The sequence below is a fragment of the Clostridium estertheticum genome (genome assembly GCF_018861295.1).
GTDB classification, from domain to species: Bacteria; Bacillota; Clostridia; order Clostridiales; family Clostridiaceae; genus Clostridium_AD; species Clostridium_AD estertheticum_D.
The window spans coordinates 53,318-76,113 of record NZ_JAHLDM010000007.1; the positions used below are offsets into that span (position 1 = coordinate 53,318).

Genomic DNA, 22,796 nt, shown 5'->3' on the forward strand with positions numbered 1-22,796 from the left:
AATATTGATTTATACCCAGGTAGGTATGTATATACTATATCAATTAAATCTAACAAACTACTTTCTCAAATATAACAGTTCTGCAATATTTGATATCTATTTTGTATTAGGCAAGAATACGGAAAATACGGAGCCCTTATTAAGTTTAGATTTAACTTTAATATATCCACCCTCAGAGGAAATTATCTCTCGTGTAAGGTAAAGCCCTATGCCAACACCATCATATTGTGCTACATCAGCACTTCTATAAAATCGCTTAAATATAAAATTAAGCTCACCCTCATTTATGCCTATACCTGTATCTTTTATATCTATACGAGTAAACATCTCATATCGGATGACTATTATATCAATTCCACCCCACTCTGGTGTATATTTAATAGCATTTTCTAGTATATTTACAAACGCTTCACTTGTCCATTTAACATCATGGTATGCCTTTATACTTTCATCACAACATACCTTGATTTGTATATTCTTTTTCTCAGCATATGAAAATATCGTCCCAATTGAGGTACTGATAGTTTGAAAGACTGGCATTAAAGTCTTATTAACCGAACTTATAATTCCTGTTTCAAGACGTGACATTTTTACAAGAGATTCTATAAGCCATCTAAGTTTTTCGGACTGGAGCTTTATTCCACTTGCTAACTCTTTTTGCTCTTGATTTAGCTTATGACCATCAAGCATAAGTTCAGAATAAAGCATGATATTTGCCACAGGTGTTTTAGTCTGATGAGAGATATCTGAAATAAGGCTTTTTATTTTATTGCGCTCATTTTCAATCTCATCTGTTGCGAATTTTGACATGGCAATAAATCGATACATTTTACCCTCAAAAGCTGAAAATATATCTTCCTCATATCCTGTATACATATTTTTTTTACCACTTATTGCATTATCCATAATATCATCAATAGTCTTAATAGACCTAGTTACTTTTTTACCCAACACAGTTATAAAAATATATGCTAAAAGTATCACCACCATGAAATATGTAAATACGATTAGCATAAACGATTCTGTAGTATCGTATATACATAATAAAAATATGGCAATTGCTACAGTAAAAAAAGCAAATACTGATCCAAAAATAATATAAATTCTTTTAAATGAATTTTCTGTAATTTTATTCAAAAGATTCTCCTCCAACCCACATATATCCCATTCCATATATTGTTTTTATATATTTAGGAGAATTGGGATTATCCTCTATTTTATTTCTAAGTCTGCTTACGCTCACAGTTAAAGCATTTTCATCAACATACTCTGATCCATCACTCCAAACCTTATCCACAAGCTGAGATCTTGATAAAATACTGCCCTTATTATTTAATAAAAATTTCAAAAGTTTCTGTTCTGTCTTGCTCAATACAAGGACTTCACCATTTTTAGTAAATACCATGGCATCAAAATTAAACACCATATTATCTATTGTAATTTTATTATCAAATTTTATATCCCTAACACGCCTTAATATTGCCCTTACTCTTGCACGCAGAACTATGAGGCTGAAAGGCTTTATAATATAATCATCTCCACCAATTTCCAGACCTGTGACTATATCAATTTCCATATCATTTGCAGTTAAAAAAATAATAGGCACTTGGGATGCTTGTCTAATTTCTTTACAAAGTTCAAATCCACTTCCATCTGGTAAATTAACGTCAAGTATGATTAACTCTGTTTTTTTCTCACATAGTATTTGTTTAGCTTGTTTTACATTATATGCTTGATAAATATCCACATCATTCTGACGCAGAGACAGCATAATACCACTATTCAAAGTAGTATCATCTTCAACTATAAGTATTGTTATCAAAAAATCACCTTCTCTATTCTATGGCAAATGACACAAATAAGGTATTTAAAATTTATCATTTGAGTCCATATCTTACATTATATATCGTTTAATATTGTATTATCAAGAAAATATTAACAAGATAACTTTAAAAGTATTAAGCATATATGCATTATATGTATTGCATGATTACATATTAATGGTAAACTTATCAGTATAGTTAAATGTTCAGAATTTATAAACATTTAAAACAAGGAGGTTTCAAATGAGCACAAAAGTCGAAATAAAGACAGAGAATGAAGTGGAGCACCATGGTGAACTCAAAAGGAGTTTACAAGCCAGACATTTAAATATGATTGCAATTGGTGGTGCAATTGGTACTGGGTTATTTTTACTTAGTGGCGGCACAATAAGCAAAGCGGGTCCCGGTGGCGCAATTGTCGCATATTGTGTTATGGGTATTTTAGTATATTTTTTAATGACATCTCTTGGAGAGATGGCAACACTATTACCAGTTTCGGGTTCCTTTGAAACATATGCTACAAGGTTTGTAGATCCTGCATTTGGATTTGCTTTAGGTTGGAACTACTGGTTTTGCTGGGCTACATGCGTGGCTTGTGAATTAGTCGCAGGATCCATAATTATAAAATTCTGGCTTCCGAATACTAATGCAACTTTGTGGAGTATATTATTCTTAGTTGTTCTATTTATACTTAATCTTACATCAGCAAGAGCTTATGGAGAAGGTGAATATTGGTTTTCCAGTATTAAAGTTATTACAATAATTGCGTTCATAATAGTAGGTACTCTAATGATATTTGGTATAATGGGTGGACACTCGCCAGGTTTCTCTAACTTTACACTATCTGATGTTAATGGCAATAAGGGCCCCTTCATAGGTGGCATATTTGGAATGGTAAATGTGTTTCTACTCGCAGGCTTTTCTTTCTCTGGTACTGAACTTGTAGGTCTTGCTGCAGGTGAGTGTGAAAATCCACAGGTTAATGTTCCAAAAGCCATCAAGATGGTCTTCTGGCGTATCCTTTTATTTTATCTTGGTGCAATCCTAGTAATTGGGTTCCTAGTTCCTTTTAATGATCCCAACCTTTTAAAAAGTGGTACAGACCAAATAGCATTTAGTCCTTTCACTATGGTGTTTGAAAGGTCAGGCTTAGCATTTGCTGCAAGCCTTATGAATGCAGTTATTCTTACAGCTGTGCTTTCAGCAGGGAATTCGGGATTATATGCTTCATCACGTATGCTTTATTCAATGGCAAAGGAAGGAAAGGCACCTAAACTTTTTGGGAAAGTAAATAAGAGGGGTGTTCCAATGAATGCGCTTTACCTTACAACTCTTGTTGCTTGTTCAGCTTTTTTTGCATCTCTCGTTGGTGATGGTAAAATATACTATGCACTAGTTAACATTTCTGGTATTACAGCTTTCTTTGCATGGTTAGGTATAGCCATATGCCACTATAGATTTAGAAAAGCATATATTGCACAAGGAAGAAAACTTGAAGATTTAAAGTATCGAGCTAAGTGGTTTCCATTCGGCCCAATTATGGCTATGATACTTTGTACTATTGTTATATTTGGCTCAAACATATGGATATTTCAAGAACCCAAATTCGATTGGTTTAGTTTTATTACAAATTATATGACTATTCCATTATTTGCAATTTTCTATTTTGGTTATAAGTTTATAAAGAAAACCAAGATAGTTCCTCTTATGGAATGTGATTTTGAACATAAAGAATATCAAGAAACGGAATAAAAATTAATCTATAAAAAGAAGGAGAGTTATTATGAATCCAATAACCAATATTTTAAAAGATTTTCCATTAATTATTTTAGACGGTGCCTTAGCTACAGAACTTGAACGATCAGGGTGCGACATTAATGATTCCCTCTGGTCAGCAAAAATACTTGCTCAGAATCCTGAAATAATAGAGAAAGTACACTATGACTATTTTGCTTCTGGAGCTGACTGTGCAATTACCTCAAGTTATCAAGCTACTATTGAAGGATATGTAGAAAAAGGTTTCACTAAACTCGAAGCGATATCCCTTATTAAGAAATCTGCTACTATTGCTATAAAAGCTAGAAATGATTTTTGGAAGGATCCACTACATAGAATAAATAGACCAACCCCATTAGTTGCAGGTTCTGTAGGCCCCTATGGTGCTTATCTTGCAGATGGCTCTGAATATCGTGGGGATTATAAAATTGGTGAAGAAGAACTAATTGAATTTCATAGACCAAGAATAAAAATTTTAGTAGATGCAGGTGTAGATATTCTTGCTTGCGAAACAATACCTAGTCTTATAGAGGCTAAAGCTATTACTAAACTACTTAAAGAATTTCCAAAGGTATATTGTTGGATGAGCTTTAGCGCTAAAAATGATTTGCAGATAAGCGATGGTACATTGATTTCTGATTGTGCCAAATATTTAGATTCCTTTACTCAAGTGGCTGCCATAGGAATAAATTGCAGCGCACCTAACCATATACAATCCTTGATTGAAGAAATCAAAAACAATTCTAAAAAACCTATAGTAGTTTATCCAAACTCAGGAGAAGAATATGATGCCTGCTCTAAAACATGGCATGGTAATTCCTCTAGTGAAATCTATAGTCGTAGTGCCAAAAACTGGTTTGACAAAGGTGCTCAGCTAATTGGTGGTTGCTGTCGAACAACCCCTGAAGATATTAAAGCTATTGCTAATTGGGCTCGAAAATAGCTCTATATATTTGTATATCATTCCTCTACTTTGTCACTATATTTTATCAATACAAATACAATATAGTGAGGTGGTAATTTAATGAATCAAAATAAGTGTAAAAATATCGATGAATCACTTTTAAAAGCTGTCAATATTCCCATAGAGCTATATGAATCAACGCTTGGACAATATTTTATTGGGTATGCTGATAATTTAGTATTTGGAGAAGGTACAAGTGCCTGGGCAAGGTTATACAATCCAATTAAATCAGGTGTCATTTTGCATGTAAATGTGTGGACTGTAACTGATGTTTCAGACTCAGCTTTCCGTGCGCAATTTTGGTTTAATGCAACTCCGCCTGAGTCAGATGTTAACTATGCACCTGTAACTCCTACAAACCTATTTATCAAGCCACAACCTAGAGCAAAGGTAAGACTAGAATATGCATCTAATGTTACAGGTGAACCCACTGGAGGAATCAAGGCCTTCGTAAGACGTGCACAACCTGAAACGACATTGGTTGAAAGTGAAAATGGTAAAATAATCATTGGTGAGGGTGGTAACTTCTTAGTATTTCTATCAAATCCAGAAACACCAGAGCTTTTAACTTCAGGAAGGATAGCCTTTGGCTTTTGGGAGGAAAAGATTAAAAATAATTGCAAATGCAATGATTAACAAAATATATTAATCTTCATTAATATATCCTATACAAGGGAACTTTCCGAAAGGCATCTTCCTTGTATTTAATGAGGCTAAACTATTTACATAAGATCTTTTTTATACAATCTTCAATCCATTCTATGTAGGCTTTTTCTCTCATAATTGCACCATTTAAAACAATATAATCTCCAAACCTTGGAGAAGATACTTTTGATATATCATTTATCTTTAAAAGTTCTTTCATAGTATTTTCAAGATATTCTACTCTCTTAAAATGTTTGTTTAATGCGCTTTGGAATTGCTTTACTAAATCTTCATTAGATATTTCATCACAAAAAAATGCTTTAAGTCTAAAAACATCTTTAGGAGTGTGTTGTAAAGGTTCATCTTTCTTTAGCCATTTTTGCAAACATGTCTTTCCTTCTTCAGTTATGGTATATAATTTTTTTTCAAGTTTTTCACCTTGGATAATTATTTCATATGAAATTAGACGTTCATCAGTTAGTTTCTTTAATTCAGGATAGATTTGACTATGATTAGCATACCAAAACTCCACTAACCCACTATTAAATTCTTTCGTTATATCATATCCAGTTAATGGTTTTCTATTTATTAATCCTAAAATTGCATATTTTAAAGTTCTCATATAACAACACCTCATTCTTTCTTATTATTTTACCATAATTAATCTAAATGTAAAGTACAACATAATATAAATAACATGTTAGTATTGACATACCTAAATATAAAAGTGCATAATATATATAAAGGCATTACATAATTGTCTTACTATAGATAATTTAGGAGGGTGTATATGAACAAGTATAAAAAATTGTTTGAACCAATTAAAATTGGTAAATGTGAAATTAAAAATCGTTTTGCATTAGCACCAATGGGACCACTCGGACTAGCTGATAGTGAAGGTGGCTTTAATCAAAGAGGAATTGATTATTATACCGAAAGAGCAAAAGGCGGCACAGGGTTAATTATTACAGGAGTTACTTTTGTAGATAATGAAGTTGAAGAACATGGTATGCCAAATTGTCCATGCTCTACATACAATCCAGTTCAATTTGTTAGAACAGGTAAAGAACTAACTGAAAGAATACATGCATATAACGCAAAGGTGTTTCTTCAAATGTCAGGAGGATTTGGTAGAGTTACTATTCCTACTAACCTTGGAGATTTCCCACCAGTTGCACCATCACCGATTCAACACAGATGGCTCGATAAAACTTGCCGTGAAATTACAATAGATGAAATTAAGTCTATAGTTAAAAAATTTGGAGATGGAGCTTATAATGCAAAGAGAGCTGGTTTTGACGGAATAGAAATTCATGCTGTTCATGAAGGATATCTTATAGACCAATTTGCTATGTCATTATTTAACCATAGAACAGATGAGTATGGTGGAAGCTTAGATAATAGACTTCGTTTTGCTCGTGAAATAGTTGAAGAAATCAAAGATAGATGTGGAGAAGATTATCCTGTAGTTCTTAGATATTCACCAAAGAGCTTTATTAAAGATCTAAGAGACGGAGCACTTCCAGGAGAAGTATTTACTGAAAAAGGTAGAGATCTTGAAGAAGGAATTAAAGCTGCTAAACTACTTGTATCCTATGGATATGATTCATTAGACACAGACGTTGGATCTTACGATTCATGGTGGTGGAGTCATCCCCCAATGTATCAAGATAAGGGATTATACAGACCATACGCTAAATTAATGAAAGAAACTGTAGATGTGCCTATTATGTGTGCTGGAAGAATGGATAATCCAGATATGGCACTAGATGCTGTCGAAAATGGAACATGTGATATTATAAGTCTTGGTAGACCACTTCTTGCAGATCCTGATTATGTAAATAAATTAAGAAGCAACAATCTTAAATCAATTAGGCCTTGCATCTCATGTCAAGAAGGATGTATGGGACGTATTCAACATTATTCAATGCTTAACTGTGCCGTAAATCCTCAGGCATGTAAAGAAAAAGATAATGCACTTACACCAATATTAAAGAAGAAAAAAGTTTTAATAGTTGGAGGTGGAGTAGCAGGATGTGAAGCCGCAAGAGTTTTAACTCTTAGAGGGCATGAGGCAGTTATTTTTGAAAAAAATGATAGATTAGGTGGAAATCTTATACCAGGTGGAGTTCCAGACTTTAAAGAAGACGATATCGCTTTAGCTAATTGGTTTGAACATACATTAAAAGAATTAAATGTTCAAGTTAATTTAAATGCTGAGGTTACAAAAGATCAAATTTTAAAATCTGATTTTGATAGTGTAATAATCGCTACAGGCTCTACTCCAAAAGTATTTCCACTTGGAGATGACGCAAAAGTATTTACAGCCGCAGATGTTTTACTAGGAAAGAAAGACTGCAAAGATACAACAGTTATAGTTGGCGGAGGATTGGTTGGATGTGAACTTGCACTTCATCTTGCTAAAGAAGGTAAAAACGTAACTATAGTAGAGGCATTAAACAAAATACTTGCATTAAATGGACCTTTATGTTCTGCAAATAGTGAAATGCTTGAGAAATTAATTCCATTCAATAAGATTGCTGTAAAAACAAATTCAAAGGTTAAAGCATATAAAGATGGATTACTTGAAATGGAAACAGAAAATGGAATTGAGAAGATTAAATGTGATTCAGTAATACTTTCAGTAGGATATAAAGAAGAAAATTCTTTATACAAAGAATTAGAATTTGAAGTTCCTGAAATTTATCTTTTAGGAGATGCACGTAAAGTTTCTAATATCATGTATGGTATTTGGGACGCTTATGAAGTTGCAAATCATATATAATTAAATAGTTTTTAAATCTACACAAAAACATAAAAACTCTGAGTGCTTTAACTCAGAGTTTTTACTATAAAAGCTTCTATAAATTTTCAGCAATATTATAAATTAATTTTTCAGTTTCTTCCCAGCCTAAACATGCATCTGTTATGGATTTACCATAAGTGCCAGACCCTACATCTTGTTTACCTTCTACAAGGTAGCTTTCAATCATAAATCCTTTTATCATTTTTTTAAGTAGAGAGTCATCTTTCCTACTCATTAACACTTCTCTTGCTATTCTTGGTTGCTCTTTATAAAGCTTCATTGAATTTGCATGATTAGTATCTACAATAATAGAAGGATTTTCAAATTTCTGTTTTTCATATTCTTTAGCAATATTTATCAAATCTTCATAATGATAGTTTGGAATATTTTTACCATAAGAATCCACAGCCCCTCTTAAAACAGCATGTGCAAGTGGGTTTCCTGATGTTTCAACCTGCCATCCGCTATATATAAAAGTATGAGCACCCTGTGCTGCTTTGATTGAATTTAGCATTACGGTCAGATCTCCACCAGTTGGATTCTTCATACCTACAGGCATATCAATACCACTTACTGTAAATCTATGTTGCTGATTTTCTACAGAGCGAGCTCCAACTGCATGATAACTTAATAAATCTGAAAGATATGTATAATTTTCTGGATATAACATTTCATCTGCAGCAGGCATATGATATTCACTTAATGCTTTTAAATGAAGTTTTCTAATAGCTCTTAATCCTGCATCCATATCAGGTGCTTTATTTGGGTCTGGTTGAGAGGCCATGCCTTTATATCCTTCACCAGTAGTTCTAGGTTTATTTGTATAAATCCTAGGTATAATAATGATAGAATCTTTTACTTTTTCCTGAACCTTTGCAAGCTTTCCTATGTATTCGCACACCGAGTCTTCGTTATCAGCCGAACATGGTCCAACTATAAGTAGAAACTTATCAGATTTATTCTCAAAAACTTTCCTTATTTCAGCATCTCTGCTTTTTTTAATTTCTTTAATTTTATTTGATAGGGGCATTTCTTCCATAATTTCCTTTGAAGTAGTCATTTTTTTTATATATTTAATATTCATTTCACTTTTCCCTCACTTTGCTTATTTATTATTTTGTTCAACTAAAATTAATATAATTTTTTTTACTTCTTACTAATTAAAAGATGTCTTCCACTAACTTCTAACAAATTGTGGCCGCAATTTATTTTGTTAATGAATTATATCACAAATTTAATCACTCGTTGTGGATTTTTTCATAATCCGATCTTTTTCCTTATAACTAGCTATCCAGAGACTATTTACAAATTTGAATATTCTAAATAAAAAAAGCCTGTCCCATAGATTTCTCTACAAAATAGACTTCTAATGTTAGATAAAACTTCTATAAATTTTCAGCAATATTATAAATTAATTTTTCAGTTTCTTCCCATCCTAAACATGCATCTGTTATAGATTTACCATAAGTGCCTTGCCCAACATCTTGTTTACCTTCTACAATGTAACTCTCAATCATAAATCCTTTTATCATTTTTTTAAGTAGAGAGTCATCTTTCCTACTCATTAACACTTCTCTAGCTATTCTTGGTTGCTCTTCATAATGCTTCATCGAATTTGCATGATTAGTGTCTACAATAATAGAAGGATTAAAAAGCTTTTGTTTTTCATATTCTTTAGCAATATTTATCAGCTCTTCATAATGATAGTTTGGAATATTTTTACCATAAGAATCCACAGCCCCTCTTAACACAGCATGTGCAAGTGGGTTTCCTGATGTTTGAACCTGCCATCCGCTATATATAAAAGTATGACCATCTTGTGCTGCTTTAATTGAATTTAGCATTACAGTCAGATCTCCACCAGTTGGGTTCTTCATACCTACAGGCATATCAACACCACTTACTGTAAATCTATGTTGCTGATTTTCTACTGAGCGAGCTCCAACAGCAATATACCCTAACAAATCTGATAGATATGTATAATTTTCTGGATATAACATTTCGTCTGCAGCAGGCATGTGATATTCACTTAATGCTTTTAAATGAAGTTTTCTAATAGCTCTTAATCCTGCATCCATATCAGGTTCCTTACTTGGATCTGGTTGAGAGGCCATACCTTTATAGCCTTCACCAGTAGTTCGAGGTTTGTTTGTATAAATTCTAGGTATAATAATGATAGAATCTTTTACCTTTTCCTGAACTTCTGCAAGCTTTCCTATATATTCGCACACCGAGTCTTCGTTATCAGCCGAACATGGTCCAACTATAAGGAGAAACTTATCAGATTTATTCTCAAAAACTTTCCTTATTTCAGTATCTCTCCTTTTCTTGATTTCTTTAATATTATTGGGTAGAGGCATTTCTTCCATAATTTCCTTTTCAGTAGGCATTTTCTTTATATATTTAATATTCATATCACTTTTTCCTCACTTTTTATTTATTATTTTTTAATCTAAAATTATAAGAGCTTTTTTAATTCAATTTATTATATTAATGAATTATAACACAAATTCAGTCAATTGGAAGAATATTTTCATTTTTCATTCAATTCCATGAAATATAGTGACTTAAACTTGTTTAAAATCCTTAGTAATTTTATAAGTAGCCACCACTTTTTCATTTATTATAGCTATGCTTTTAGTTAATTTAAAACCTTGACAATATTGTCATTATAGTGTTAATATTTACAAAATTAAGAAAATAACAAATATAAAAGGATGTGTAAATATGTTAAATGGCAAAAAGATTGTAGTTTGTGTTACTGGTTGTAGCCCTGCCGTGCAATCTTTGACTGTAATTAGTGAACTAAAAAAACACCATGCGGACGTATATGTTTTTATGACTGAAAATGCCACAAATTTTGTTACACCACTCATGTTGCAACGAAGTGTTGATCATCCCATCCAAATACACTCCTTTGATCTCCCTAAAACATGGGACAATAGCCATAAATCACTTTCCCAAAAGACAGATTTACTTTTGATTGCTCCCGCTTCCGCTAATATTTTAGGGAAAGCTGCTAATGGAATTTCGGATGATTTACTATCAACTAAAATTATGTCCATGCGTGGACCAAAAGTCATTGCCACACATATCAACGACATGATGTACAATAGCCCAAGCGTACTTCGTAATGTGCAAACATTAAAAAATGATGGTTTTATTTTTATTGAAAATGGCAATCCGCAGCACCCGTCTTATTTCCCGGCAATTGATCGAATTGTAAATACAGTTATAGAAATTTTAAAAGATGCAAACTAAAATAAAATATAAAAAAACAATTTGTTAATTTAACGTATCGCTAACATGCTGCAAATTAACAAATTGGAATTTCTATTGTCACCTGTGCTCCACCAGTGATAAGTGAGTTAGATATATAAAGCCTCCCACCATGCAAATTTACAAATGATTCAGTAATATATAATCCTATTCCAAAATGAATTTTTGATGCCCTGCTAGAATCACCCATATAAAATTGTTTTGTGGCGGATTTAATATCTTCGCCAGAAAAACCATTACCACTGTCTGTTGTAATAAATTTGATTTTATTATCTACTGACTTTACCTCAAAACAAATTTCTCCATTATTTGGGCTATAATTAACTGCATTTGATATGACATTCATAATTGCTCGGTAAAGTAATGACTTATCAATCATAATTGACTTAGGTACCAAAGTTTTAATAAATTCAACTTTGAGTCCCTTTGTATTTGCAATTGCTTCAAGCTGATCCTTAATTGTATTAATAAAATTTATAGAATCTATTTCTTCAAGTTGTAAAAAAAGAGGTTTTTCTGAATTTGAAATCTCAATTAAGATTTTAATATACTTCTCAATCTGTATACTGTTTTTCGAAATATAATTAACGTATTCTTGCTGCTCCTTACTTATTGTTGAATCAGACAGCAGTTCAGCATTCCCTTTGATAATGGTTAATGGAGTTTTAAGATCATGTGCAAGAGCTGAAATTTGCTCCTTCTTTGCTCTTTCAATATTCCATTGCTTCTCCAATGACTTTTTTAATTCTGTTTTCATGTCAGATATTGATAAAAGCACATCATTAAATTCTTTAATTCCTGAATATTTTATGTCAAAGTCCAAATCCTGCTTCTTGATTTTTTCAGTAGCCTGCAATAGAGGACTTAAATGTTTATTTAGTTTTTTTGCATATATTGCAGTAATAATAAAAACAATAAAAAAATATATTATAGCAAAAATTACAACCATAGTTGTTTCTGGATCTGGTAAATGTTTATTTAAAAACTCAGATTGATAACTCATTTGAATATAGTACTGCAAAACACAAGACCCTTCTTGCCTTTCAATGAAATAGTAGTTCTTTTTGCTTCCATCTTTTGAATAAATACCCTTAGCATATTCTATTGCAGTCAATAAGTCCTTACCATCTAAATTTGTTTTTATAACTTTATATTTTTTGTTAAGGACAGCAAATCTACATCGATCTGGTATCATATTCTCTGTAATTTCAGCTGCGGATGCAAGCAATGATTTAGCGCCTCTAGCCAAATCCTCGCTATAACTTGGTATAAAAAACATACCATTATTTTCTCCAAGAAAAAAAACTCCCAAATATAGTCCGGCGAAAACAATAAATGCAGATCCTAAAGTTAATAAATACTTAAAAAAGACTGCCTTTAGCGTAAAAGTTTTTTTCTTTACTTCCATTTATATCCTATCACCCATACCGTCTCAATCGGGAGCATGTTAAAAACAGCGAACTTTGCTCGTATGTTTTTAACATGCTCCGTAATAGCTGAGCTATCACTTTCACCACCATACCCATAAACACCTTCATATATTTTATCCTTTGAAAAAACCTGACCTTGATTTCTTGCAAGAAATTCGCAGATGTTGTATTCACTTTTAGTAAATGGAATTTTTTTATCATCCACTAAAATTTGTTTACCTGATAAATTAAATTTCACTCCCGATATGCAAAGTGAACTATGCTTTTCACGATTTTCTCGTCTTAAGTAAGCATTTACTCTAGCTCTAAGTTCCCCCATTCCAAAGGGTTTTGTAATGTAATCGTCCGCTCCAAGGCCTAGACCGTACATAATATCTGCTTCCATAGTTTTTGCTGTAAGAAAAATAATGGGACAGTCCACAATGCCACGATTTTCCTTGCAAAAGGTAAACCCATCGATACCTGGCATCATGACATCCAGTAAAATTAAATCAAAATTTAAAAATTCACTAGTTAAAATTTTTTCAGGATTTTCAACTGTAGTTACCAAATGATTATCTTTATGAAGAATATTTTTAATTAAAGCCAAAATATCAGGTTCATCATCGATAACCAGAATTTTTGCCATGTTACCAACCCCTTTATCTTTTATATAAATAGTATAACGTCAAAATATTATCAAATCAACTTCTATTATCCATAAATTTCAAAACAAAACTGTAAGCAAAGAGATCAATATTTCTTTATCTTCATAACAATTCCTTATTCATATGACTTTCTTCCTTCCCACCTTTTGAACCAAAATAAACTTGCAACAAAGGCTATGCATACGGCAAATAACATGATAAATACTCCTTGTTTCGTATCAAGCGCTGCTTGAGTAGCGTAGGAATTAACTGAAGGATGATAAATAAATTTGAAAACGAGGTAATCACAAAATCTTACACTCCATGTGCATGGAAGAAAATGCCATATTTTATCTCCAAGGCCGGTAATCATCAGAGCAGAAATCAGACTTTCTGCAACTCCAAGCCCTGTGGAAGCTCCTTTCCCAAATTGAAGACTTATGAACACGTGCAGTATATAAAGAAATACGTTTCCAATTACTAATGCTCCTGCAGCTTTCAAATAAAATATATTAGGCATTGTTTGGAATCCAAGTGCAAAGATTTCTACAGCAAGTATAATAGAAAAACTTCCCAATAAAAGTAACACAATTAGCTTACTCAAATACGTGGTATTTTTTGATTTTGTATTACACAATAGTGTTTGAAAATTTCCAGCTTGCTCTTCCTGCTCAATTACTATCCCACTGATTATTCCTATCAGCAAAGGAAACGCAGTTGCTAGGGCCTCCAGATACACGCTTATTTTTTTTACTGTGTCAAATGAAGATAATCTATAATACGCCAAAAACATGAATGCTCCCGCTAGTGGAATAAGTAAATGAATCCACGGAATAGAAGTATGTCTTAATTTATAAAAATCCGATTTTATACACCTAAGTAAAGCAATCATATTAATTAACCTCCTGTTTTTCAAACCAATTAGCAGTAACAATCATTAGCAAAACAAACAGAATAATGGACAGAATAATTCCAATTGGAATCACGACTGGATTTCGCAGTGGATCTCCTATGTCTGCTGGCATTCCATTTGGCAGACTCCCAACAACCGAACACATAATACGTGACGTCCAACTATAAGGACAAATCCACCATATTGATGTTTTTACAGTCAAATCACCTAATATAAACAAACTTCCTATATTCACTAAAACCGTCCCTAACATCCCCAGTTTCTTCGCTAAAAACATACAAAGTGGAATCTGCCATAAAGATGTAACTGCAATCAAAACAGCTCCGGCAAATATACGAAAAACAGATATGGTGTTAGAAATTAAATGACCTCCTAAAATAATTCCAACTAGCAAAATCATACATGAGAAAGTCATATAAATCCCATTTACCAAAACTTTTGAAATCCATACTTTTTTTAAAGAAATTGGTAGACCAAATACAGCCCTATAGCGCAACTTTTTTTGCTCTTTTTCGTTAGTCATCACTGCCATTAGTGAAATATATCCTGGTAGTATCATCATGTACCACCAATTAAAGCTATTGGATTGAAACCCTGCTCCAGCAAAAACTCCAAATAAACAAGGAACTATAGGTGCGATAAGAATCAGTTTTTTTATAAATGTTCTCTTACATTTTAAATTTTCAGCCTGTAAATATTTGAGCATTACAAATCCTCCTTCCTATTCTTTTTCACAACCTCTGTGAAAAGTACTTCCAAATCTTCACCGGGGTTGATTTTGCCGTTATATCCGACTACCCCATTGCTTATAATACCGATATGGTCTGCAATAAGTTCAACCTCGGACAATATATGGCTAGATAGAATAACTGTCATTCCCTGCTCTGGGAAAGAACGTATTAACTCACGTAAATCTTGTATTCCAAGAGGATCCAGGCCGTTTGTAGGTTCATCCAAAATTAGCAATTTAGGTTTATTCAGTAGTGCAATTGCAATTCCAAGTCTCTGCTTCATTCCCATAGAAAACTGTCCTGCTTGCTTTTTTCCTGTATTCGTCAAATCCACAATTTCCAGTACTTCCTTAATACGAGAATCGGTCAGCCCTAAAAGAATAGTTCGTACTTTAAGGTTTTCTACCGCCGTCAAATTTTCATAAAGAGGTGGAGATTCAATCAAAACTCCTATATTAGAAAGATCATTTCTGCTCCACTGATGATCCTCAAAAATTATTTCTCCTGATGTTGAATGAAGCATTCCCGTAATCATTTTTAATAAAGTTGATTTTCCCGCCCCATTTGGTCCTAGCAATCCATAGACAGAATTTTTCTCAATGGACAGCGAAATGTTGTTTACTGCACGCTGTTTTTTAAAAGACTTGCAAAGATTTTTTGTTTGTAAAATATAATTATTCATAATCTTAATCATCTTCCTTTCGTTTACTATAGTTTTATAATACTAAGAAATTATAAGGATTCTATAAGGATTTCAATATTAATATAAAACAAAAACTCCACCCCATTAATAAGCACTAGCACTTATTAATGGGGTGGAGCAAAGAATAATTAACTTATTATCATACATAACCTGCTATAATTATATAATAAAACTCATTACTTTTTTGGATATATTTTCTACTTTTTCCTGTAAAATATTGCTTAACCCAAGATTTATATCTATATTATAAATTTCTATTCCTATAAAATAACCTTTTATATCCATATTGTACATGTTTATAAGATCTATTAACCCTAGAGAGTGAATAGATCTACTGTGATCCTTAATTTTCTTTATGTCATCTAAACTTTTAAAAGTCAATGAACCTGGGAGATTACCATAATACGTTGAGTCCATAATATAAAATACATCTATCTCATTTAATAAAGAAAAACAAAATTCTACATCTGTTTCTCCTATAATAGTCTCAATACCATTATCCTCTAAACTTTTCTTTATTTTATCTAAAATCAGAAGTGCTACTCCATCATCCATCATTAACATATTACCTATAGCAATAACCTTTTTACCCATAATGGAGCTCAGCCCCTTATTTTATCTTTTACTTGTTTCAAAATCCATTCACTTAATTCATCTATTCCCTCATTCGTAATACAAGAGGTTTGAAATATCTTTGCCTTATTATTTAAAAATTTAATATCTTTATAAAACTCTTCTACCTTAAAATCAGTAAATGTAATTAAATCAATTTTATTTAAAATTATCGCCCTGCTTTTTTCAAACATTAGTGGATATTTTAAAGGCTTATCATTACCTTCCGTAACACTAAGAAGACAAATTTTTATATCCTCACCAATATCAAATTCAGCGGGAGATACTAAGCTTCCTACATTCTCTATAATAATAAGATCTATCTCTCTTAAATCAAAATTTAATGATGCTTCCCTTACCTTAGATCCTTCTAAATACGAAGTCTTAACGGTGTTAACCTGTACTACTGGAACTCCCTTGGCTTCAATCCTCTGTGCATCTTTAGTGGTATATAAGTCTCCTTCAATAACCGCCATATTCAAATTTTGTTTAATCTTTGGAATTAATTTCTCAAGTATAGATGTTTTACCAGCTCCTGGAGATCCCATTAGATTTATAACAAATATGCCCTCTTCATCGAATAGATTTTTGTTTTCCGCGTGGATCTCTTCATTAGTATTTAACATATTAATACTAATCTTTATTTCGCTCATTTTACTATTCTCCCTAACCATTTTATTTCAACTGGATCAAATAATGTTTATATAATATGGTTCACCATATTCTGTATTAACATGTGTAGCACAAGATATACATGGATCAAAAGAGCGCACTATACGCCCTATCTCAACTGGATTTTTAATGTTTTTGATTTCAATACCAATAAGAGCACTCTCAAGGGCTCCATGTTGACCCATCTCATCTATTGGTGAAAGATTCCAAGCAGTAGGTGTAACTATATCGCAATTTTTTATAACCCCCTTTTCTATTGTAAGAAAGTGTCCGAGAGCTCCCCTAACAGCATCACACAGTCCTACCCCCTGTGCACTTTCTGGAATAATATATTTTTTCTGAACTGCTGGTATCGGCTCTATAGACTCGAGTATTATAAGCATTTTTTCACAAAGCTTTTTCCCCTCTAGTACCCGAGCAATAAGTCTATCCATAGTAGATATACTATTTTTATATGACCCTGATAAAATCATACGAGCAAGTGGACCAACCTGTACAACTTTACCTTCATACCTAGGTGCTTTAATAAATGTATATGCTCCCGGCTTTTTAATATCTGTTTCAGATGGATAATTTGCTGGAACCTCAGTAGGTTTAGATTCTTTATACCAAGAAAATGCTGAGCTCTCTGTTATTGCTTTTGGGTTTAAAGTAGCTGCCTCACCATCAATATAACTTGAAGGCAAAACGTACTGCATTTCTTTATTTGGCAAATCATAAAATAATCCATAGGTTAGAAGATTTTTTGTCCCACCACCAATTTTAAAATACTCTGAATAATAATGAGCTATAATATTTATATCCTCTACCATATTTTTGCACATAAATTCGCTGATAGAATGTAGTATAGATTTCAATCTCATAATTTTAGAAGCATCCATGTTTGCCGTGGTTCCACCCACGAATACGCCGTGGGTATGCGGTACCTTTCCACCAATGAGAGCTATAATTTCATGGGCAAGACGGCTACATTCTAGCGCCTTCACATAATCTTTATTAATTCTTTCTGTGTAATTCTTAGGGATTCTGAAATCATACCCCGAATTTCCTGGAACTAGTGTTATATCTACATAATCAGGAAATGCAAAAATGCAAATTTGTCTCATAATATTTTGAAGAAACTCAGCTCCATGTGCAAAATCTCTGATTTTTACTCCGTTTTCATTAGGCTTTACCTTTAATGCATCTTCTAGTGCAAGACTTGCTACTAGTCCATGCGATGTAGAACATATACCACATATCCTCTGCGTAAAATATACCGCATCTAATGGTTGACGCCCTATTAACATTTTTTCAAAACCTCTAAATTGAATTCCACCACTTTTAGCTTCCACTATTTTATTTTTTTTAATTTCTACTTCTATACTTAAAGGCCCCATAATTCTAGTTATAGGGTCTATAGTTATTTTGGTAGTCACCACAATCACCTCACTCTAAACTATATTTTAAATAACAATATTTGCATAACTGTATTTAACTCATCTCATTACTTAACAAATGGCTCTGTGCCATCCGGAAAAAATTCACTAGCACAACCTATACAAGGCGTATTAGCTTCTACTGGCCAATTGATTCTTGAATTCCATAATCCAAGTGGACAATAAGCTTTTGTAATAGGGCCTTTACATCCAACTTTTATCATGCACTCTTTATCTCCTAGCTTCTGCGCAAATACTTTATTATCAAAATATGAGCGTCTTGGGCAATTAGTGTGATTGGTTTCTTTAAAAAACATTATTGGGCGCCCTTTTTCATCTACCTCAACCTTTTTATTAAGAATAATACTAGCTATAGTTCCCATAACCCACAGTGGATTCGCAGGGCATCCGGGAATATTTATTACTTCACGTCCAAGGAATCCGCCTAAACTTGTGCATCCTGTTGGATTAGGTCTAGCTGCTGATATTCCTCCAAATGAAGCACAAGTTCCAATAGCTATTATTGCTTTCGCTTTCTTTGATGCTAAACTAATAGCTTCAACTGTAGGTATCCGTACGCCTTTATAGGTTGCAAATATGTTATAGAAACCCTCATCCATATTAGTTAGTGCACCTTCTACTCCTAATATAAAGTTTGTATCTAAAACTTCTAAAAACTCTTCATATGCAACTTCACCTTCTGCCTGCATAAGGCTAGGGCTAAATTTCAAATTAACCATTTCTTCCATAAAATAAAGAACATCCGGTTGATCTGCATTGAGGAAAGAAATTATATTCCCCATACAACCATTAGCCTCCATCCATACAAAATTAATCTTTTTAGCCTCTCCCTTATGGATTTCATCTATGGCCCTCTTTATAAGTCTTCTTTCATGCAAAATATTCCCTCCTATTTAACATATTCTTGGAAGCTGAATTCCAGATGGCATATCAACTAATCTTTTCCCCCCTACTACTGTATTTAAATAAACCATTTGTCCTATTTCTTCCGTTACTTTTCCTATAATTGTTGCATTAACCCCTAGCTGGTGCTTTTGCATTGCGCTAAGTACCTTCTGCGCGTGTGATTCTGGAACAAAAGCACAGAGTTTTCCTTCATTAGCAATGTATAATGGATCGAGTCCAAGCATCTCAGTAACACCTTTTACCTCTTCTTTAATTGGTAAATTATTCTCTTCAAGAGCTATTGTTACATTGCTAAATTCACTAATTTCATTAAGCACTGCTGCGATTCCACCTCTTGTAGCATCGCGAATAACGTGGATACCCCCATATGCTTCAAGCATTGTATCTACTAATGAGTTAAGGCATGCACAATCGCTCCTTAAATCCCCAACAAGCCCAAGTTTGTTTCGTGCACACATTATTGTCATTCCATGGTCTCCGAGTGTTCCATTTACTATAACAATGTCTCCTTCTCTTGCATTGGCGCAGTTAATATTCACATTTTTATAAATTCTACCAATGCCAGAGGTGTTAATAAAAATACCATCCACATTTCCTCTTTCTACAACTTTTGTATCACCAGCTACAATTTTCACGCCTGCATTACTCGCTTCATCTGCCATAGACATCACAATTTGCTCTAGTTTTTTAATAGAGAAACCCTCTTCGATAATAAAAGCACTTGTTATGTAAAGTGGTTTTGCTCCACTTACTGCTAAATCATTTACAGTACCACAAACTGCTAATTTACCAATATTACCTCCATTAAAGAAAAGTGGATTTACTACAAAAGAATCAGTTGTAAAAGCAAGTTTTTTAAAATCTATTTCTAGTTGTGCTGCATCATTCATTTGATTTAAAATATCATTGCCAAAATATTTGAAAAATACTTCATTAATCAATTTATTTGATTGTAAACCGCCACTTCCATGACTTAAAGTTATTGTGTCATTCATCTAATCCCCCCTGTATTCCTTATAAGTACGTAATAATTATATAGTTTCTTTGTGATATCTATAATATGCAGCGCAGGTACCTTCTGATGAAACCATGCAGGAACCAACCGGATTTTCTGGGCTGCATAGTTTTTTGAAAAGCGGACAATCCGTTGGTTTAATTTTCCCCTTAAGTATTTCTCCACATTTGCAGCCAGGACTACCATCATAATCCTCATACTCAATTTCAAAATGCTTAAATGCATCAAAATCATCATACTTACTATTGAATTCCATGCCACTTGCATGTATTCTTCCAATTCCTCTCCAACTACTATCCACGATATTAAAAGTTTCGTTCAAATATTTCAAGGCATAGGGGTTACCACCAGTTTTAACTACTCTTTTATATTCATTCATAATCCTATAATCATTTTTACTTATTAAATTTACTAATGTATTTAAACCTTGAAGTATATCTAATGGTTCAAAACCTGTGACTACTCCAGGAGTATTATAATCCTCGCTTAGAAATTCATAGGGTTTCATTCCGATAATTGCACAAATATGCCCTGGTAATAAAAACCCATCTATTTTTAGTTGTTTATCCTGAACTAAAGCCTCCATGACCGGTGGAACTATTTTATGGGCAGTAGCAAAAAATAAATTTTTTATATTGTTTTTTTTAGCTTCAATAACAGTGAGCGAAGTCATAGGCGCCGTGGTTTCAAACCCTACTGACAAAAATACTATTTTTTTAGAAGGATTTTGTGAAGCCATCGTAAGGCAATCCATTGGTGAGTATACTATTCTTACGTCAAAACCTTCTTCTTTTTTCTTACTCAGTGATCCTTTTTTTCCAGGAACTCTCATCATATCTCCAAAGGTAGCAATAACTATATTTTTCTTTGTGCAAAGTGTTAACACAGCATCAATATAACTCTGAGGTGTAACGCACACAGGACAACCTGGCCCTGATATCAGATTTATATTTGGTGGTAGCACGTCCCTAATACCATATTTGAATATTGCCATAGTATGAGTGCCGCAAACCTCCATAATATTTATCTTTTCAGTGGAAATATTGTTTAGCTTCTCTACAAGTTTCTTAGCATATTCGGTATTTCTAAATTCATCAGCGAACTTCATTGCAAAGAAGCTCCTTAAAAATATTTAAAGTTATTTTTGCTTCTTCTTCATCTATAGTTTCAATTGCACAGCCTGCATGTACAAGTACATATTCATTTTCGCAAACAGCTGGCACTAGATGCATAAATACTTCTCGTTTTATATTCCCAATTTCTACAATTCCTTTATTCCCTTCTATTTTTAATACTTTTCCTGGGACTGCAAGACACATTCTTTTTCCTCCTTTTCTTCTTTAATTAAATTATCATCTAGGATGCTTTAATATCATTTATTTATTTTCTTATTTTCAATTTTATCCATTAACCAAAAACATACTTCATCTATACCCTGATTTTTAACACAAGATGTTTCAAATATATGAGCATTAGCATTTATGGATTTTATATCTCTATAAAACTCTTTTTTATCAAAATCAGTAAATTCTATTAAATCTAATTTATTTAAAATAATAACACCGCTTTTTTCAAACATTAATGGATACTTCAAAGGTTTATCATTCCCTTCTGCAGTACTCAAAACACAGATTTTTATGTCTTCACCAATTTCAAATTCTGCGGGGCAAACTAAATTACCTACATTTTCTATCACAAGCAGATCAAGTTTATCAATGATTAATGAATTTAATGCACTTTTTATCATTGACCCATCAAGGTGACAAGCTCCGCAAGTGTTAATTTGGACCACCGGAACGCCTTGTGCTTCTATCCTCTGTGCATCTTTGGTGGTATAAATATCTCCTTCGATTACAGCGATATTAATATTATCTTTGAGGTTTGTTATTATTCTTTCAAGTAGCGAAGTCTTACCTGAACCAGGCGAACTCATTAGATTTATTACATAGATACCCTTATCATCCAATAATTTTTTATTTTTAGCTGTTATCTCATTATTTGTTTCAAGAATGTTCGTAACTATGTTTATTTTACTCATATTTTAATCTCCTTCTATTGTATTTACATAAAGCTCATATCCACGAATAATACTAGAACAAAATTTGTTACAGCATGGACAAATTTTATTAAAATGATCAATGTGAAATTTTTGTTTGCAATCAAAACATTCAGCTACTGCAGCAACTTTCTCTATCTCTAAAGTTGATCCTTCAAGCATTGTATCAATAATACATATGTTAAATGCAAAATCTAAACATTCTGCATTAACGCCCGATAACTCACCTATTTTTAGTGATACCTTGTTAACTTTAGTTAGTTTATTTTCCTTTGCTTTATCTGTTACTATTTTAATAACATTTTCAATTATTGAAACTTCATGCATATCTCTCTCCTAATTAGTTGGTATTCTTCTTAATTAATATATATGTGAAATGTTTCACTAAAATGTTCATATG

The 22,796-nt window shown here is 32.7% G+C and carries 24 protein-coding genes; 5 read left to right on the forward strand and 19 right to left on the reverse strand.

Features of this window, described 5'->3' with window-relative positions; translation table 11 throughout:
• Positions 1–96: 96 nt before the first annotated feature.
• Both KPL54_RS08955 and KPL54_RS08960 read right to left on the reverse strand, forming a co-directional pair.
• Complete coding sequence (locus tag KPL54_RS08955) at positions 97–1,137, reverse strand: sensor histidine kinase (RefSeq protein ID WP_216106244.1); 1,041 nt, start codon at positions 1,135–1,137, stop codon at positions 97–99.
• A complete protein-coding gene (locus KPL54_RS08960) occupies positions 1,130–1,822 on the reverse strand; it encodes a response regulator transcription factor (protein WP_216106245.1) in 693 nt (230 codons plus the stop codon). Before KPL54_RS08960 ends, KPL54_RS08955 begins: the two co-directional genes overlap by 8 nt.
• A 244-nt stretch (positions 1,823–2,066) precedes the next feature.
• Here KPL54_RS08960 and KPL54_RS08965 point away from each other — a divergent pair, with 244 nt between their 5' ends.
• From KPL54_RS08965 to KPL54_RS08975, 3 genes are all read left to right on the forward strand, one after another.
• Positions 2,067–3,575 carry an amino acid permease gene (locus KPL54_RS08965; protein WP_216106246.1) on the forward strand — a complete coding sequence of 503 codons (1,509 nt, stop codon included), beginning with the start codon at positions 2,067–2,069 and terminating at the stop codon, positions 3,573–3,575.
• Between the two features lie 31 nt (positions 3,576–3,606).
• Positions 3,607–4,542 (forward strand): homocysteine S-methyltransferase, encoded by a 936-nt coding sequence (mmuM, locus tag KPL54_RS08970; protein WP_216106247.1) that lies wholly within the window; start codon positions 3,607–3,609, stop codon positions 4,540–4,542.
• 81 nt (positions 4,543–4,623) lie between these two features.
• Positions 4,624–5,199, forward strand: coding sequence for a DUF6143 family protein (locus KPL54_RS08975; protein WP_216106248.1), 576 nt, complete (start codon positions 4,624–4,626; stop codon positions 5,197–5,199).
• Between the two features lie 82 nt (positions 5,200–5,281).
• On the opposite strand, the gene KPL54_RS08980 is transcribed toward KPL54_RS08975, so the two are convergent.
• A complete protein-coding gene (locus tag KPL54_RS08980) occupies positions 5,282–5,830 on the reverse strand; it encodes a PadR family transcriptional regulator (protein ID WP_216106249.1) in 549 nt (182 codons plus the stop codon).
• 168 nt (positions 5,831–5,998) lie between these two features.
• Here KPL54_RS08980 and KPL54_RS08985 point away from each other — a divergent pair, with 168 nt between their 5' ends.
• Positions 5,999–7,993, forward strand: a complete 1,995-nt coding sequence (locus tag KPL54_RS08985) for an oxidoreductase (RefSeq protein ID WP_216106250.1) — start codon at positions 5,999–6,001, stop codon at positions 7,991–7,993.
• Positions 7,994–8,069: 76 nt separating this feature from the next.
• Here the strand turns inward: KPL54_RS08985 and KPL54_RS08990 are convergent, their stop codons facing one another.
• Positions 8,070–9,098, reverse strand: a complete 1,029-nt coding sequence (locus tag KPL54_RS08990) for a 3-deoxy-7-phosphoheptulonate synthase (protein WP_216106251.1) — start codon at positions 9,096–9,098, stop codon at positions 8,070–8,072.
• A 301-nt stretch (positions 9,099–9,399) separates the two neighbouring features.
• The gene (locus tag KPL54_RS08995) at positions 9,400–10,428 is read right to left on the reverse strand and encodes a 3-deoxy-7-phosphoheptulonate synthase (RefSeq protein ID WP_216106252.1); all 1,029 of its coding nucleotides are present in this window, start codon (positions 10,426–10,428) and stop codon (positions 9,400–9,402) included.
• Positions 10,429–10,741: 313 nt separating this feature from the next.
• Between KPL54_RS08995 and KPL54_RS09000 the strand changes: the two genes are divergently transcribed.
• A complete protein-coding gene (locus KPL54_RS09000; protein ID WP_216106253.1) occupies positions 10,742–11,275 on the forward strand; it encodes a flavoprotein in 534 nt (177 codons plus the stop codon).
• 55 nt (positions 11,276–11,330) lie between these two features.
• Here the strand turns inward: KPL54_RS09000 and KPL54_RS09005 are convergent, their stop codons facing one another.
• From KPL54_RS09005 to hypA, 14 genes are all read right to left on the reverse strand, one after another.
• On the reverse strand, positions 11,331–12,701 hold the full coding sequence (locus KPL54_RS09005; RefSeq protein ID WP_216106254.1) for a sensor histidine kinase: 1,371 nt from the start codon (positions 12,699–12,701) through the stop codon (positions 11,331–11,333).
• Entirely contained in the window at positions 12,692–13,351 is a 660-nt protein-coding gene (locus tag KPL54_RS09010) for a response regulator transcription factor (RefSeq protein ID WP_216106255.1), read from the reverse strand. The genes KPL54_RS09005 and KPL54_RS09010 overlap by 10 nt, the downstream gene beginning before the upstream one ends.
• A 134-nt stretch (positions 13,352–13,485) precedes the next feature.
• The gene (locus KPL54_RS09015; RefSeq protein ID WP_216106256.1) at positions 13,486–14,241 is read right to left on the reverse strand and encodes a lantibiotic immunity ABC transporter MutG family permease subunit; all 756 of its coding nucleotides are present in this window, start codon (positions 14,239–14,241) and stop codon (positions 13,486–13,488) included.
• A 1-nt stretch (position 14,242) separates the two neighbouring features.
• Positions 14,243–14,968, reverse strand: coding sequence for a lantibiotic immunity ABC transporter MutE/EpiE family permease subunit (locus KPL54_RS09020; RefSeq protein WP_216106257.1), 726 nt, complete (start codon positions 14,966–14,968; stop codon positions 14,243–14,245).
• Entirely contained in the window at positions 14,968–15,675 is a 708-nt protein-coding gene (locus tag KPL54_RS09025) for a lantibiotic protection ABC transporter ATP-binding protein (RefSeq protein WP_216106258.1), read from the reverse strand. The genes KPL54_RS09020 and KPL54_RS09025 overlap by 1 nt, the downstream gene beginning before the upstream one ends.
• Before the next feature lie 180 nt (positions 15,676–15,855).
• The gene (locus KPL54_RS09030) at positions 15,856–16,290 is read right to left on the reverse strand and encodes a hydrogenase maturation protease (RefSeq protein ID WP_216106259.1); all 435 of its coding nucleotides are present in this window, start codon (positions 16,288–16,290) and stop codon (positions 15,856–15,858) included.
• Positions 16,291–16,298: 8 nt separating this feature from the next.
• Entirely contained in the window at positions 16,299–16,961 is a 663-nt protein-coding gene (gene hypB, locus KPL54_RS09035; RefSeq protein WP_216106260.1) for a hydrogenase nickel incorporation protein HypB, read from the reverse strand.
• Between the two features lie 36 nt (positions 16,962–16,997).
• A complete protein-coding gene (locus tag KPL54_RS09040; protein WP_216106261.1) occupies positions 16,998–18,398 on the reverse strand; it encodes a nickel-dependent hydrogenase large subunit in 1,401 nt (466 codons plus the stop codon).
• 68 nt (positions 18,399–18,466) lie between these two features.
• Entirely contained in the window at positions 18,467–19,297 is an 831-nt protein-coding gene (locus tag KPL54_RS09045) for a hydrogenase small subunit (RefSeq protein WP_216106262.1), read from the reverse strand.
• Positions 19,298–19,312: 15 nt separating this feature from the next.
• Positions 19,313–20,320 (reverse strand): hydrogenase expression/formation protein HypE, encoded by a 1,008-nt coding sequence (gene hypE, locus KPL54_RS09050; protein WP_216106263.1) that lies wholly within the window; start codon positions 20,318–20,320, stop codon positions 19,313–19,315.
• A gap of 36 nt (positions 20,321–20,356) precedes the next feature.
• Positions 20,357–21,448 (reverse strand): hydrogenase formation protein HypD, encoded by a 1,092-nt coding sequence (gene hypD, locus KPL54_RS09055; protein ID WP_216106264.1) that lies wholly within the window; start codon positions 21,446–21,448, stop codon positions 20,357–20,359.
• Positions 21,435–21,659, reverse strand: a complete 225-nt coding sequence (locus KPL54_RS09060; RefSeq protein WP_216106265.1) for a HypC/HybG/HupF family hydrogenase formation chaperone — start codon at positions 21,657–21,659, stop codon at positions 21,435–21,437. Before KPL54_RS09060 ends, hypD begins: the two co-directional genes overlap by 14 nt.
• A 53-nt stretch (positions 21,660–21,712) precedes the next feature.
• A complete protein-coding gene (hypB, locus tag KPL54_RS09065) occupies positions 21,713–22,378 on the reverse strand; it encodes a hydrogenase nickel incorporation protein HypB (RefSeq protein ID WP_216106266.1) in 666 nt (221 codons plus the stop codon).
• A gap of 3 nt (positions 22,379–22,381) precedes the next feature.
• The gene (gene hypA / locus KPL54_RS09070; RefSeq protein ID WP_216106267.1) at positions 22,382–22,723 is read right to left on the reverse strand and encodes a hydrogenase maturation nickel metallochaperone HypA; all 342 of its coding nucleotides are present in this window, start codon (positions 22,721–22,723) and stop codon (positions 22,382–22,384) included.
• Between the last annotated feature and the right edge of the window lie 73 nt (positions 22,724–22,796).

Coding starts and splice junctions, on each gene's coding strand:
- KPL54_RS09005 (WP_216106254.1), bottom strand. CDS start 12,701: ATGGAAGTAAAGAAAAAAACTTTTACGCTAAAGGCAGTCTTTTTTAAG.
- KPL54_RS08990 (WP_216106251.1), bottom strand. CDS start 9,098: ATGAATATTAAATATATAAAAAAAATGACTACTTCAAAGGAAATTATG.
- KPL54_RS08975 (WP_216106248.1), top strand. CDS start 4,624: ATGAATCAAAATAAGTGTAAAAATATCGATGAATCACTTTTAAAAGCT.
- hypD (WP_216106264.1), bottom strand. CDS start 21,448: ATGAAGTTCGCTGATGAATTTAGAAATACCGAATATGCTAAGAAACTT.
- KPL54_RS08965 (WP_216106246.1), top strand. CDS start 2,067: ATGAGCACAAAAGTCGAAATAAAGACAGAGAATGAAGTGGAGCACCAT.
- hypE (WP_216106263.1), bottom strand. CDS start 20,320: ATGAATGACACAATAACTTTAAGTCATGGAAGTGGCGGTTTACAATCA.
- KPL54_RS09060 (WP_216106265.1), bottom strand. CDS start 21,659: ATGTGTCTTGCAGTCCCAGGAAAAGTATTAAAAATAGAAGGGAATAAA.
- KPL54_RS09010 (WP_216106255.1), bottom strand. CDS start 13,351: ATGGCAAAAATTCTGGTTATCGATGATGAACCTGATATTTTGGCTTTA.
- mmuM (WP_216106247.1), top strand. CDS start 3,607: ATGAATCCAATAACCAATATTTTAAAAGATTTTCCATTAATTATTTTA.
- KPL54_RS08985 (WP_216106250.1), top strand. CDS start 5,999: ATGAACAAGTATAAAAAATTGTTTGAACCAATTAAAATTGGTAAATGT.
- KPL54_RS09000 (WP_216106253.1), top strand. CDS start 10,742: ATGTTAAATGGCAAAAAGATTGTAGTTTGTGTTACTGGTTGTAGCCCT.
- KPL54_RS09030 (WP_216106259.1), bottom strand. CDS start 16,290: ATGGGTAAAAAGGTTATTGCTATAGGTAATATGTTAATGATGGATGAT.
- hypA (WP_216106267.1), bottom strand. CDS start 22,723: ATGCATGAAGTTTCAATAATTGAAAATGTTATTAAAATAGTAACAGAT.
- KPL54_RS09020 (WP_216106257.1), bottom strand. CDS start 14,968: ATGCTCAAATATTTACAGGCTGAAAATTTAAAATGTAAGAGAACATTT.
- KPL54_RS09015 (WP_216106256.1), bottom strand. CDS start 14,241: ATGATTGCTTTACTTAGGTGTATAAAATCGGATTTTTATAAATTAAGA.
- hypB (WP_216106266.1), bottom strand. CDS start 22,378: ATGAGTAAAATAAACATAGTTACGAACATTCTTGAAACAAATAATGAG.
- KPL54_RS08980 (WP_216106249.1), bottom strand. CDS start 5,830: ATGAGAACTTTAAAATATGCAATTTTAGGATTAATAAATAGAAAACCA.
- KPL54_RS09025 (WP_216106258.1), bottom strand. CDS start 15,675: ATGAATAATTATATTTTACAAACAAAAAATCTTTGCAAGTCTTTTAAA.
- KPL54_RS08995 (WP_216106252.1), bottom strand. CDS start 10,428: ATGAATATTAAATATATAAAGAAAATGCCTACTGAAAAGGAAATTATG.
- hypB (WP_216106260.1), bottom strand. CDS start 16,961: ATGAGCGAAATAAAGATTAGTATTAATATGTTAAATACTAATGAAGAG.